The organism is Bacteroides sp. AR20 (assembly GCF_964250605.1).
Lineage (GTDB): Bacteria > Bacteroidota > Bacteroidia > Bacteroidales > Bacteroidaceae > Bacteroides > Bacteroides uniformis.
On sequence record NZ_CAXUGK010000051.1, the window covers coordinates 1 to 13,711 of the forward strand.

Here is a 13,711-nt window from a genome sequence, read left to right on the forward strand (position 1 = left end):
TCTTCTTTCATAAAAAAAACTGTGTTAGCAAAGTTAATACTTTATTCCTTGCTGACACAGTTTAATTTACATCCTCTCGTTACACATGGATTCTTATTTTATTTTACGGCAAAGGTATATTGAAAATCTTCCATAATGGCATAGTTTAGGATGTTTTTTTCACAAGTAGAGAGTAATCAAGTCCCTTTTCGTATTCTTACTTCTTTATATACTTCCATTACTTGTTGTGCTATTTTCTCCCAATCGAAAGCCGACAAGTTATATGTACGTTTTTGGGGGGGCGCTAATTTTTGTTGCAAGTGGCAAGCCAAATCATGCACATCACCTGGTTTGAAATAATCAGACTCTTTCAAATCTATTAAGTGAGTGGCTGGAATATCACTCACCAGTACATCTAATTGATAACTCATAGCTTCCAATAATACCAACGGGAATCCTTCGTTATACGAAGAAAGCACATACACTCCGGCATGACTATACACTTCGTTGAGTTTCTCGCCAAAGATATATCCTGTAAAGACCACCCGGTTGGACTTTATCAACTTCTTAAGTTTTTCTTCGTAATCCGATTCTGCCTCCACACCACCAACTATCACCAACTTATAGTCGGTATTCAGTTTCTCGAATGCTTGAATCAATACATCGAAACCCTTTTCAGGAGTAATACGTCCCACGCCGATTACATACTTTCCGGGTGTTAATCCTAAACTACTAATGTAATCATGTTTCGAGGTCGGTTGTACATTGGGTATTCCGTTAGGAATATAAACAGATTTCTCTTGTACTTTTGCCGGATATTTTTGCATTTGGAATTTATTTACAAAAATAATTGCCTGCGAACAATTCAATGCAATACTTTCGCTGAATTTCAATATATGTTTTGCCACTTTTCCCCATTTGGCATGTTCATAATTGGGACTGTGGTAGGTAAGTACCACTTTCTTACCAAGTAATCTGAGTAATGGAGCAAAAAGTGCGGGACCAATGTTATGAATATGCACCACATCGCTTTTTCCAAAGCACGCTGATATGGTGGCTAAAAAAGAATGAAATACAGCTTCAAATCCTTTTATTTTGGTAGAAGGGAGGTCAATGAACTTAATGTTTGGGTAAGTCAGTGATGAGTTTATATAAGGTTTTCTTCGAAATACGGTGAACTTGAATTCATTGTCAAAAAGAGGATACAAGGATTCGCAGTGTTTTTCTACGCCTCCTTGTATTTGCGGAAATCCTCTGGTTCCTAAAACATATATTTTCATGTCTTTTTGTGTTACCAGCAGATGTTTTTACCTTGTGCAATTCTTATCTTGTTCTTGATAATCCATAAAATCGGTTTCCAGGGTTTACGTACCATATCATGTCGCTCAGTTACGATGAAAGCGCAATTGCATTTGCACTCTTTTACTTTCTGTGCTGCCTCTTTGGCTTTGTCTGAGTTCATGATGTTTTCAAAAGAATCATTCTTTATATTTCCTATTATCCATTCTTCAGAAGAACCGTTGCAGGGAGATACATTTCCCCACGGGTCAATGAAGAAAAAGTCATGTAATGCTCCGCATTCCGGTCTGTAGCCCGGTTCATCCCCTCTCAATCTTCTATGGATACTTTTGTTGAAATAGGCTCTGCCATAATCTTTCAGTCTGCTTTTCAATGTTCGTCTTTTGGATGTCAGTAAAGCTTTTACGAATTTTTCATGTTCAGTAAGAGCATTCTGGCTGGTCAGCAGGTTGTCATCCTTATGGAAATACCATGAGTTATGTACAACCGAATTACCTAATTCTACGTCAAGGGCTACGCATAGGTCATACAAATAAAGCAAATCTTTATAGTTATCGGGAGAAATGACTACCGAGAAGCCTATATTTTTACATTTGGTTTTTTTTAGCTCCAGCATAGTCCTCAATGCGTGGTCGAAACCATTTACTGTACCTCTTTTACTATCATTCAGTTGTGGCAGACCTTCAAGACTGACACGAATAAGTATATTGGGGTATTTGTTTGCCAATCTTACAATTGTATCGGTATTGAATCCATTTGTACTGAGTTCCAATAAAGAAACTTTAGGATATAACACTCTAAAAATCTCGTCAATATCTTTGCGGATGGTCGATTCCCCACCGGTTATGTTTATGCGTAATCCTTTTGGAAGCTTTTCATAATAATGATAATCTATTTCCTCTTCCGGTTTGGTTTGGTTTTTCCAGATGTTGCACATGTTACATTTTGCATTACAACGAAAAGTTGTAATCAGACTTCCTTGTACTACTGTTCTCATAATTTGTTTTATTGATAATTTTATTTATATATTTCTACTATTTGGTTATAGTAATTTTCTGCATTATATCGTCTTTGCGAGGATTCTGCGATTACTCTGTAGTCGAACGAAGTAGCAAACATGCTCTCTATCTTCTCTTTCAAGTCCTTCACATTGCGACTTTCAAATGTCATGCCACTTACACCTTCTTCAATCAGTTCCGGAATACCTCCGATTCGTGCACCCAGCACAGGAGTTCCCAAGCATTGGGCTTCAATCACGGATAGCGGATTGTTTTCATAACATTCTGATGGAATTACGCTGAATCGCGCTTTACCCACTATTTCCTTTATTTGTTCCCACTGTTTGAACCCTACAAATTCCACCTTGTTTCCGGCTTGTGCTTTTGCTTCCTCTTCCAGAGGGCCGCCACCTATAATCACTAATTTGTATGGAAGGCTATTGGCTGATTCTATCAGTGTTTTTATACCTTTTTCGTGAGACAATCTTCCGATAAAGCAATAGTAATCTTCTTTGGAGTATGAGTCTTTCCGGCATTTCTCCACATCGATAAAATTGCACAGCTTGTGTATCTTATCGGGAGAGAATCCTCCTTCTGTCATCTTGTTTGCCATGAATCGGCTGGGACAAAGATAAATGTCCGTGCATTTTTCTATCCGTTCCCTGTTCCATTTCATGGCTTCTTTGTAGGCGAGCAGACTGGCTACGGCCGAACCTTTCATGCATTTGTATTCCAGTACTTTATGCTTGTTTGTGAAGCATTCTTCACAGGCTTTCTTCCCGTCGCGCAGGCAGTCGTAGCGTGGGCATAGCAGCTTGTAGTCGTGCAGAGTCCATACGACTTTGATGCCTCTTTGGTGTGCCAGTTCGGCTATCAACGGTGACAGTTGCGAGTGAATATTATTGAGGTGTACCACGTCAGGTTGGAAATCATCCAGCAGTGCATTGAATTTATTCTTTACTTCCCTTGTACCGAATGGTCGCAGGAAGGCTTCAATCATTCCCGGGCCGGGTTTAAACTTCACTTCACTGGGGAAATACCAGCTCCATGGAGTAGGGAGCGTATCGGGGTGCTGCATGGCGAATATCGCCACTTCATGCCCGTGTGACTTCAGCAACTCTTCCAGGTTGATGGTACACACACAGTCTCCACCACGTCTGTAGTAGAACTTGTTTGCAAGTAAGATTTTCATTTTGAACAATATGATAAAGTGTCATGAGGATTTTGATTTCTCCTCATGATGATAAATGTGCGTATTTTTACAGAAAGTTTCTAATAGATTTTTAGGATAACAAGAGAAGTGTTTTTTCGTTTACAATCTTTGCATGATTAGTGGCGCGGATAATAATCTTGTCATTCAAGCGAATATCCAAAACGGATTCTTCTGTGCCGTCTTTGTGAATCAGTGGAAAGACCCATGAATTGAATTCATTCACTAAATTAGGAAAAGAGATAATGGCATGCACTACTTTTTCTGGGTCAATAATGCCCTTGGAACGAAAATATTGCACTGTTGCTTTAATTTGCTCAACCATCCTATTGGGATAATCAGCTTCTGCTTTTTGAGCTCTTGCCAAGTCTGTCGCATATTTTGTTTCGATAAACAGCAACCACTCCTCTGTATCAGCTTCGCGAGGTAAAATGGCACATTCACACTGTTTGGAATACAGCTTGTTTGTAATGGGTAGTGCATTTTTTTTAAATCCATCAAAAAACACCTCTATGTTGTTTTCATTTTCCAAACACACAGCTTTTATGCTATCATCTTCCTTGTCCATTATTTCTACCTCACCATCTTCGCTCTCTGCTCTATCCACCACATAAAGTTTCAGACCATCTGTTTCAATGAAAGAATGGCGATTGTATACCCGGCGAAATGTACGGACGATTCTCTCTTTCATTTCTTTTGGGGGTTGAAGAAGTTCAGCATCGTGTAGTATTCATCCAGAGTATCGTTCATGATGCGGTTGAAATAGTGCTTGCCGATGTTACGTGTTTGTTCCTCTTGTATAGATACCAGCTGTCCATTTTCAATCTGCCAGGCAGACACCAATTCGGGTGCTATCCATGCTTGACAGCTTTCCAAGGTTTGCGCCATCTCTTCAGGCATTTCATCTTTCACCAGCGCCCCCATCATGCAATTGTTGAGTGCGTAGAGTATATATGGGCTATGTGTGGTGACGAAGAGCCTATGACCGCCTTTTTGTATGGCTTGAAGAATGAAATAAAACAATTGGCGTTGGGTGGAGGGAAACAAGTTCAGTTCGGGTTCCTCAATAAATAGACTTGTGAATTTGGTGTCGATGAAATTAGAAAAACTTTTCGACAATGAATCCAAGAACCGTGCGCCTTTTTCGGTGAGTTCACTGTTGCTGCTATTGTCGTTGAACAAGTTGGTTTCTATAAAATCCTGTATTCTTTCGTTTTCCTTCAAGATGGAGGTGTTGTTTTTTATGCTCTGAAAGGCATGTAAAAACAGTTGTTGAATCAGATTAACTTCTCTCTCCTTATTTTTTACATTGGTATCTTCCTTTTTCTCATAGATGGATTGGGTGAAGTAGCGTATCAGCAGATACAACGGAATCATTGATTGCTGTCCGCTCGAAGCATTCGTCAGTTGGATTTTGTCTCCGTTTTCCATTTGCAAAAAGTCCGTTTCGGCTTCCTCATCATAGTAATAATTACCCTTGATATAGTCGATGAGCAGACTGTGGGCAGGTGTGTACGCCTTGCGAGCCATGTTCCAGTCCATCATGAAATTGAAAATGTTGTTGTTGGGCAATTTTACCTCTTCCCATCCGGCAATGAGCGATACCACATTACGTTCGGCGGGTATATATGAAATTTTGGTACGTTGATAGCCGTATTGATTAACCCACTCGAATGTGGGAATGGCATCAGCCTGATAAGCATAGGTAATCTTAATCACTTCTGAACTGAATTCGATGTACGATTCTTGTCGGAAATACCCTTTCATCTTATGGAATTCCACAAGTCTATCCAAGAAATTGGTTCCTGTGAGGAAGAAGTCAAAGCTTTGGTCAAGGGATACCTTCTTTTCCACCCAAGTGCAGTAGCAGGCAATTTTATTGATGGTGCTTTTGCCGGAGCTTTGCGGTCCGATGATGACATTCACTTTATTCAGTGTAATATCTACATCCTTAATGGGGCCTATATTCTTGATGATTAATTGTGCCATACTGTTATTTGTTTGGGTTCCGTTCTTATTCTTTTTTGCGAATTTAGTAATAAAAAACGGTTAATAGGCGGTGTTATTCTTGTTTTTTTAAATTTTACGGCTCGGCCTTTTCTTCTTCAAAGTTGAAATTATGTGATTGCATATTGTTGCAATTGATGGAATCCTTTACAAAAATACATCTTTTTCTGACAACAACAAGCTCAAACTGGGAATTGTTTTTCAAGCTCCTCTATTCGTCTCTTTATTTTTTCTAAGTACTCCGGCATATCACTGTCGGCGAATTTCCAAAAGCTTTCAAGTTGGAATGGACTGCCGTTTGCAATAAGGGGAAATATGGTGGGGGTTGACAGGCAATTCTGCAAGAACTTTGCATGTGCCATCATTTCAGACAGTGCATATTCTCTGTCTTTCGACCTACCACGTTTGGACTTGGACTTGTATTCCTTATATTCTGAATAATGATACTCTAATATCTCCAATGCGTCTTTTAACTCTTTTAGTTCTTCTGATTGTTCCATATCTGATAATGTTGTTTTTTATTAATGAATAGAATATTTGTTGCAGATTCTTTCATATACCTCATTGAATATTTTTATCCGGTTGCTCCACATGAATTTTTCCGAACACTCTATAACTCCTTGTGACAATTGACCGATTATCTCAGGCTGCTCTATCAGATGGTCTATATGTTCGGCCATATCTGTTACTACCTGTTTGTATGAATGTATGGGAATTTTAATGCCACATTTCTCGCACACCACGCCTACCATGCCGCAGTGGTCCAGAGTCATGGTAGGCCTGCCCACGACATAGCTTCCCAAAGTACAGTGGGATTGCCTTCGCCCAGCGATGAGATGACATGCAGATGTGCTGTTTTCATCAGTTGCAATACTTCTGTGCGAGGGATACTTCCATGCCATGTGATGTGACAGTCAATACCCAGTTGCTCGGATTTCTCTTTTAGTTGTTTAAATAAATTACCCTCCCCTATGACATCCAAATGCCATTGGCGGCTGCGTGTGTGGCTCAGTGTATCCAGTAGGATGATGAGTGCCTTGCGCGGGCAGAGGGCGCCAATCCAGACTATTTGCAATATCTCTTCCTTTTGGCGTTCAATGGGCTGCGTGCGGTTCATCTGTAAGATGCCGTTTTCGGGGAGATAAAAGCTTTTCCGACCGTAGAATTTCTTTATCATCCGTACAGTGTTTGGTGTGGCTGCAAACAGATAATCCGCCCGGTGCATGGCTTGGCGGACGCGAGGTAACAGAACAAAAGCCCCGTTATGGACAATTCTCCTAAATAGCACATTGATTTTTTCCTTAAAGCTTAATGCCGGGAAAAGGGAAAGAGGGAGGTTTTCCACTGCTTGTAAAGGTCCCCATATATAGGGTATGGGAAGTTTCCATAGGAAGCCTGGTTCTTTGAATCCGATAGGATTCAGGTAATGCACAATGTCTATTCTTCCGTCCTTTAGCCATTTCTTAACTTGATGGTATGCGTTTTTCTGCCATTTCATGTAGTTTAGGTTGTAGCTGATATGGTGTGCCAGTTTGTTTCCTGTAGTAGGCAGTGGTGAAAGGTTGTAGAATGTCACATTTTTCATACTATTGGTTTGCAAGTAATGTTCTATGTCTTCTTTTCCTTTGCCATAGAGCACTGTCAGCTTGTGATAGTGTTGCATGCTGAACACATAGTTCCAGCTGACCGATGCTTCGCTGCCCTTATAAGGAGAAATGTCATAAGTCACCAGCAGTATTTTTTTTTGTTTCATAATTGTGCTTTTGTATATTAGTTTGTTCTCATTATTTGTATCTATCATATTCGCCAATCAGCATTGTGCCTGATGGAAGTTCGACAGCTTCTGTCTTTGCGCGTATTCACCAAGAAAGCCAGTGATCGGGATATGTATCATTAACAAATATCAATGGGGGTAGAAGCCTTTTGTTTTCATTTCTGTTATATTATTATAGAGTTCAATAAACCTTTCGGACGCTTTGTCCCAAACCAGTTCATCCGTTATTTTTTTGGAAGCGCGGCTGCTCATGGCTGTCAACTTTGTTGTGTCGTTACAGAGTTCTGCAATGACGTGGCTCCATGTGTCGGCTTTTTTGTTTGGGATAATCATTCCGTCTTCTCCGGATGTAATCAGGACTTCAGCACCTGCTGTTAGAGTACTGATGACCGGTGTGCCAAAGTACATCGCTTCAAGAATCACCATGCCGTATATTTCGTAGTCCGAAGCCAACAGAAATAAATCAGACGCTTTGTAGAGCGCAGGAAGTTCCTCTTGTCTTAGCTTGCCGAGTATGACACATTTTTGTTCCAAATTTCTGTCTTGGATGTCTTTTTTTAATTTTTCTTTTAGGATACCATCGCCTGCAATCATCAGAAGATAGTTGTCGGGCAGGCGTTCCATCACGTCGAGCAGAAAAAGAGGATTTCGTCTGCTCTCCAAAGTACCGACATAAAGTAATAGGTGCTTGTTTTCTGTTTCCGGCATTTTTCTCCACTCTTTGCTTTCTGTGTGGTAAAAACGCTCTTCATCCAGTCCTATATAGGTAGGTAGGCATTTCTTGCCGGTGTATTGGCGGATATACTTTTCAGCTTGCGGAGATTTATATCCTATGCCTTGAACGCGGTTCAGTACATATTTCCCAAAAGTAGCGTTGAACAGCAGTTCAAGTTGCTTGAATATCGGTTTTTGTGTGGGGCGATAGCTGCCTTGAATCAAGCAGGTCTTTACTTGGTGCTTTTGTGCCCATCGCGTTACGGTGAACGACATCCACATGCCGAATTCATGAATCTGTATCAAGTCGGGATGCAGCTTTTCCAGCAATCTTTCCATACCTTCAAATTGTGCCAGTTGCTGGTTTAGTGCCTTGAAGGTCATGGAGTAGACGGTTACCTCTTTGCCCCCCATTATTTCTATTCGTTCTTCACGATAAGTGTGCCCGGCCAGTATGATGCTTACTTTCCAGCCTTTTTTACTCAATGCTTTTGCCAAACCCAGTTCCTGGCAGTTGTAAGAGCTGAAATTGATGATGCTGCCGCCTGAGCGTACAATTACCAAGTGTATTTGTTTTTTCATCATTTATCTACCGATGCAATAGTATTCAAATCCGTGTACTCTCATCTCCTCGGCATCGTAGATATTTCGCCCGTCTATTACCAAAGGAGTCTTCATGCTTTTGGCTATCACGCCCCAGCTGGGCAGGCGGAACTGTTTCCATTCCGTCAATAGCAATAAGGCATCTGCATCCAATACGGCATCATACATGTCGGTGGCATACGTCACTCGCTCGCCTATGCGCCGCCGGCACTCGTCCATTGCTACAGGGTCGAATACTTTTATCCTGCATCCTGCTTCAATCAGTTGTTGTATGGTGATTAGTGCGGTCGCTTCGCGCATGTCATCAGTTTCCGGTTTAAAAGCCAATCCCCAGATGGCTACAGTCTTACCTTTCAGTTCACCGTTGTAGTGTTTGTCCAGTTTGTTGAAGAGAATTTCTTTCTGTAGTCCGTTCACTTTCTCCACAGCTTCCAGCACTTGCATAGAATACCCGTTTTGCTCCGCAGTCTTAATCAGGGCCTTCACGTCTTTTGGAAAACAGCTGCCCCCGTAGCCGCATCCGGGATAGAGAAACTTGTTGCCTATTCGACTGTCCGAACCGATACCTTTGCGCACCATGTTTACATCGGCGCCTACTCGTTCGCATAAGTTGGCGATGTCGTTCATAAAGCTGATGCGGGTGGCAAGCATGGAGTTGGCTGCGTATTTTATCATTTCCGCACTGGGTATATCAGTAAAAATCACCCTGAAATTGTTCAGTAGAAACGGGCGGTAGAGTTTGCTTAACACATCTTTGGCTTTCTCCGATTCCACTCCCACCACTACGCGGTCGGGAGACATGAAGTCTTTGATGGCCGAGCCTTCTTTTAAGAACTCCGGGTTACTTGCTACGTCAAACGGAATATTCTCTCCCCGTTTTTTCAACTCTTCCTCGATAACGGCTTTCACCTTTTTTGCCGTACCTACCGGAACGGTCGATTTGGTTACGAGGATGGTATATTTCCGGATGTTACGACCAAATTTTTCAGCTACGGCAAGTACATACTTTAAATCCGCACTTCCGTCCTCGTCGGGCGGTGTCCCCACGGCACTGAACACGATGTCTGCCTCGTCCAGGCAGGAAGTCAGGTCGGTGCAGAAGTTCAGTCTCCCTTCGTGATGGTTGCGGGCTACCATTTCGTCCAGCCCCGGCTCATAAATAGGTATTTGACCGTTCTGCAATGATTCTATTTTTGTTTTATCCACGTCCACGCAAGTGACGTGCGCTCCCATTTCCGCGAAACAGGTACCGGACACCAGGCCGACGTAACCGGTGCCAACAATTGCTACATTCATATGTGATATTGATTTGAAAATTTTGCAAAACAATCTGATTTTCTGCGTTAAACAACTTGCAGAAATCAAATGACTATTTTAGGATGCCGACTCCTTTCAATACAGCCCATGATTCTATATTGGAATAGAGTTGGGTTCTTTTAAAATCCTCTGTGGAATAACTTTCGGTCATGCGTTTCATGATGCTTGTTTCGCTGAAGATGCTGTTTTTTTTCATCAGGACAGAAAGAGTCCAGACGGTGTCGTGCCCTTGGCAAATATTTCCCCAAGGTTCTTTTTCTAGTTCCCAGCCATTGATAAAATCATTGAGGTCTTCTTTGCTTGTGATGTATAGCATCGGTTCCTCGTTGCCACAATTACTCATGAATCTTTGCAGCAGAGTCTCTTGCCAGTCTTCAGAAAAACGATGCGTATTGTCATCCCATGTCCCGGATAGTTTTACTTTTTTCTTGAATTTACATCCCAATTTGCAGACATGGTTGCATATCCTAAGATAACCCATAAACCGGGTATGGGAAATAGCCAAATTCAGATTCGGGAGTAACTTTTCTGACCAATCCATCAGAGAATTCCGGACGGAAGGTGCATTGAATAACATCATTTCCACATCACGTTCGTCTGTCGCAAGGATATTCGCAGGATGGATGTGTTCCGGTATTTCGTATCGTGTGTAGTCACAATCTCGAATACCCAATACATGAGCGTTGGGATATGAAGTCAAGACGAGGCTTACAATGTTCTCCACGTGTTCGCATCCTTTGTCACCAGCCGGATAATCGGTTGACGGAAGTACGCTGACTTTGTTTCTGTCCGTATGTTTTTCATACACTCGCACGTCATCTATATCTTCTGCCACTATCCATGTATGTGTGGCTGCCGCTGGTGTCCTCTGTTGCATCAATATGGTGTCAACGGTATAGGCGGTGCCGGTATCGGATATAGAATTTTGTAAAGTGTTCATTCTACTGAATCTTTGTGCTGTTGCAGTTCATAGAGGTCTACAGACAAATCCCATTTTCTTCCGAATATCTGTGGAGAGTGGGTACAGATTATCCATTGCAGTCGAGGGCGCAGTTCGCGAATGTCTTGCAGGTTATTCAGAAAATTGGATTGCCAAAGGAAATGAAACGAAAGTTCAGGTTCATCAAGCAGTATCAGCGACTCTTCCGGAGCTTTAAACAATAGTTCATAGGTCATGATTATCAGATGCTGTTCGCCCGAGGACAAGGTATCTGAGCGTAAAATGGTTCGCTCCTTGTTTTCGGCAATGAACCGATAACCATAGCGTGGATGGATTTCCATCTGTTTATATGCTAATTCGCTTCGGATGATAATTCTCTCAAACAGTGCTAACTTTTGGACAAAAGAACCATATTTTTTTTGGGCTGCGCGAAGAGCCTTAATCAAGGCACCTAAGTACAAGGCGTTGTCTTCTCGGTAATCCGTGATAAGGTTTTTTTCCATTAGCCCGTATTTCATTAATAGGGCATTGAACTCAGCTAGCTCTTTCGTGGCACTTTGATACTCTTCACGGCTTATGGAGACAGTGAATTCCAAATCCGTGGTCATTTGCGAAATCCCGTTTCTTGTTTCAGCCAATTTGACTGTTAAGTCTTCTGCATCAGCTGTAATCGAAGTTTGCTCTTTGGAGTTCGCTTCGGTTATTAAGAGAGGAGTGTTTGTTTTATGCAAGCGGTTGTCATGGATGAAGTAGCACGGCTGTATGTTCGAATACATTTGTAATAAAGAGTTGCTTGCTTGCTTGTGCCTTTCTTGTTCTTTCGTTTCTTTCTCCAAGTCATATCTGATACTTTCGATGGGGGATTGTCCGTCTGCCGAAAGAATGGTTACTTCCATGTATTTGTCATAGCCCGGTTCTTCATCAGAATTCTCTTCCTCTTCATTGTTTTGAAGTCGGGTGATTCGGATAACACATTCGTCAAGCGTATAGGTGATACTCTTGAAAGGGGTTTGCAAAAATAAACTCCAATTTTGTGAATAAAAAGCATGAATTAGATTTAAAAGAGTTGTCTTCCCATACCCGTTTGGGGAGGTAATGAATTTCAAACCTTTGCCTTGAGAGTCGGCAAAGTCTATGGTGTAAGTATAGATGCCGAATAATGAAATGATATGTAACGAACGAAGCATACTCTATTGAGATTTTGATGTATTATCAGTCTATATGATAAATGTCGGATAGCCTCTTTTGTTTGGCTTTGTTTACTGTCAGCGGGCGCTCGTAAACCACGTTTCTATTGCTATCTGCTTGTACGGCTGCCATATACGATGGATAATCATCGGCCTTGCTCGTATTGTTTCGATAGTGAAGGGCACGTAAGTTTTCCGGATGGTTGTCTCCACCACGTTCCACTGGGTAGATGTGGTCTATTTCCCATCCGTAATCATTGTCTCTTGCGCCATATTTGCTCCAAGCTATCCATGCGCCGCACGCGTCTTTTCTGAACATATTCTTATCATACCCGTCCACTTCGCGTGCCTTGTTCCAAGCTGCCCGTTTTTCTTGTTCTGTAAACGCCATTTTGTTATTTTGAAACTATTCTTCTTGCAAAGAAACGAATTTCACTTTGCTTTTCCTAATTTCCTGCATTATTTCTACAGTGCTTCAAGAAGACGTTTTTCTATTTCGCATTCATTTATCGGTTTTGTGTTCTTATTCTTAGAATTTTCCGAGACTCCACGGTAGGAATCGGTTGATGAAGTGTGCAGCCAGTAGGCAAAGTGCCACTACTCCTGCCGTAACCATCAGTTGGCAGGCGGTTGTTGCAAGTGGGCTGTTTATTGCGATGCTTCCAAAGGGTAATACACGGAGAATCTCTCCATGCAACAGGTAGATGACCAGCGTGTTTTTGCCCGTTTCACCTATCCATTTATAACCCGGAAAGTGTTTTATGAGGGCTTCGCTGTTCTTTATGATGTAAATCAAGGCGAAGCTCACCAGCAGGCAGACCAACCATGCTATATACCGTGGGCTGTAATGGCACACGCGGATGTTGGCTTCCACCGGTAGCCAGTAGCAAGCCGCCACTGCTGCCGCCAGTGCAATCACCGTGATAGGGGATAAACGCTTGTTTGCAGTCAGCTGTTGCTTGAAGAGAAAGCCGAATGCAAAGAAAGCTATAGTGAAAGGCACCACGTCGAGCGAGAACAGCAGTGGGGTTCGGTCGAAGTCGAGGAAGAAAAGTCCCGCTGCTACCAATGCAAGATAGAAGATTGTCGTGCGCTTGCCGGCACCTATTACATTGGCCATTGCTACAAACAGCAGTTCTGTCAAGAATATGGCCGGTAGAAACCATCCCGTGGCGCTGATGGTCGTTACGTGGAAATTGTAATATTTTTCAAGCATCAGGCCTAAATCTGCGGATTTACCCCCCCCCATGTGTAAATAATTGAGAATTAGATAAATCCATACATTGCACACTGTTCCCCAAAATAAGAAGGGGAGAATCAGGGTCTTCAGCCTGCTCTTCACGAAGCGACCATAGTTGCTCCACCCCATCCACTTCTTTTCGTTCAGCACCATACCACTGACGATAAAGAACAGTGGCATGTGCCATAGATGAATCCAGTGGTCAGTTTGCGCATCGGCATTCACCATCCTGCCTCCACAATGAGCAAACACCATGGCGAAGATGGCGTAGGCTTTACATTGGTCAATCCATTCTATTCTATGATAAATATCTTTACGAGTTGTCATAGGCTTTAATTAATAGCTGTGATTTTTCGTTTGATGTATATGTAGCTAACACTTGAAAAGGGACCCGGGTAGCATTTGAAACGTGTACCACCCGATAGGTTTTGCAAAGTTAATTA

Annotated in this window: 14 protein-coding genes; all 14 read right to left on the bottom strand. The window is 42.1% G+C overall.

What is annotated here, in order from left to right:
- Nucleotides 1-176: 176 nt before the first annotated feature.
- The gene (locus ACESTD_RS17915) at nt 177-1,259 is read right to left on the bottom strand and encodes a glycosyltransferase family 4 protein (protein ID WP_098032093.1); all 1,083 of its coding nucleotides are present in this window, start codon (nt 1,257-1,259) and stop codon (nt 177-179) included.
- An 11-nt stretch (nt 1,260-1,270) separates the two neighbouring features.
- Nucleotides 1,271-2,275 carry a radical SAM protein gene (locus ACESTD_RS17920; RefSeq protein WP_373159070.1) on the bottom strand — a complete coding sequence of 335 codons (1,005 nt, stop codon included), beginning with the start codon at nt 2,273-2,275 and terminating at the stop codon, nt 1,271-1,273.
- 20 nt (nt 2,276-2,295) lie between these two features.
- Complete coding sequence (locus tag ACESTD_RS17925) at nt 2,296-3,468, bottom strand: glycosyltransferase (RefSeq protein WP_098032091.1); 1,173 nt, start codon at nt 3,466-3,468, stop codon at nt 2,296-2,298.
- A gap of 91 nt (nt 3,469-3,559) precedes the next feature.
- Nucleotides 3,560-4,177: a hypothetical protein gene (locus ACESTD_RS17930; protein WP_195288701.1), complete on the bottom strand. Its 618-nt coding sequence runs from the start codon at nt 4,175-4,177 to the stop codon at nt 3,560-3,562.
- Nucleotides 4,174-5,475 carry an AAA family ATPase gene (locus ACESTD_RS17935; protein WP_373159071.1) on the bottom strand — a complete coding sequence of 434 codons (1,302 nt, stop codon included), beginning with the start codon at nt 5,473-5,475 and terminating at the stop codon, nt 4,174-4,176. Before ACESTD_RS17935 ends, ACESTD_RS17930 begins: the two co-directional genes overlap by 4 nt.
- Before the next feature lie 200 nt (nt 5,476-5,675).
- A complete protein-coding gene (locus ACESTD_RS17940) occupies nt 5,676-5,993 on the bottom strand; it encodes a hypothetical protein (RefSeq protein ID WP_098032088.1) in 318 nt (105 codons plus the stop codon).
- 21 nt (nt 5,994-6,014) lie between these two features.
- Entirely contained in the window at nt 6,015-6,296 is a 282-nt protein-coding gene (locus ACESTD_RS17945) for a hypothetical protein (RefSeq protein WP_373159072.1), read from the bottom strand.
- The gene (locus ACESTD_RS17950; RefSeq protein ID WP_373159073.1) at nt 6,263-7,246 is read right to left on the bottom strand and encodes a glycosyltransferase family 4 protein; all 984 of its coding nucleotides are present in this window, start codon (nt 7,244-7,246) and stop codon (nt 6,263-6,265) included. Before ACESTD_RS17950 ends, ACESTD_RS17945 begins: the two co-directional genes overlap by 34 nt.
- Nucleotides 7,247-7,396: 150 nt before the next feature.
- Nucleotides 7,397-8,566: a glycosyltransferase family 4 protein gene (locus tag ACESTD_RS17955; RefSeq protein ID WP_098032086.1), complete on the bottom strand. Its 1,170-nt coding sequence runs from the start codon at nt 8,564-8,566 to the stop codon at nt 7,397-7,399.
- Nucleotides 8,567-9,880 carry a UDP-glucose/GDP-mannose dehydrogenase family protein gene (locus ACESTD_RS17960; RefSeq protein WP_098032085.1) on the bottom strand — a complete coding sequence of 438 codons (1,314 nt, stop codon included), beginning with the start codon at nt 9,878-9,880 and terminating at the stop codon, nt 8,567-8,569. It lies immediately after the preceding gene.
- Between the two features lie 73 nt (nt 9,881-9,953).
- The gene (locus ACESTD_RS17965) at nt 9,954-10,841 is read right to left on the bottom strand and encodes a DUF4435 domain-containing protein (protein ID WP_098032084.1); all 888 of its coding nucleotides are present in this window, start codon (nt 10,839-10,841) and stop codon (nt 9,954-9,956) included.
- Nucleotides 10,838-12,028: an AAA family ATPase gene (locus ACESTD_RS17970; protein WP_098032083.1), complete on the bottom strand. Its 1,191-nt coding sequence runs from the start codon at nt 12,026-12,028 to the stop codon at nt 10,838-10,840. The genes ACESTD_RS17965 and ACESTD_RS17970 overlap by 4 nt, the downstream gene beginning before the upstream one ends.
- Before the next feature lie 25 nt (nt 12,029-12,053).
- Complete coding sequence (locus tag ACESTD_RS17975; RefSeq protein WP_098032082.1) at nt 12,054-12,419, bottom strand: HNH endonuclease; 366 nt, start codon at nt 12,417-12,419, stop codon at nt 12,054-12,056.
- A gap of 138 nt (nt 12,420-12,557) precedes the next feature.
- A complete protein-coding gene (locus ACESTD_RS17980; RefSeq protein ID WP_373159074.1) occupies nt 12,558-13,595 on the bottom strand; it encodes an acyltransferase family protein in 1,038 nt (345 codons plus the stop codon).
- Between the last annotated feature and the right edge of the window lie 116 nt (nt 13,596-13,711).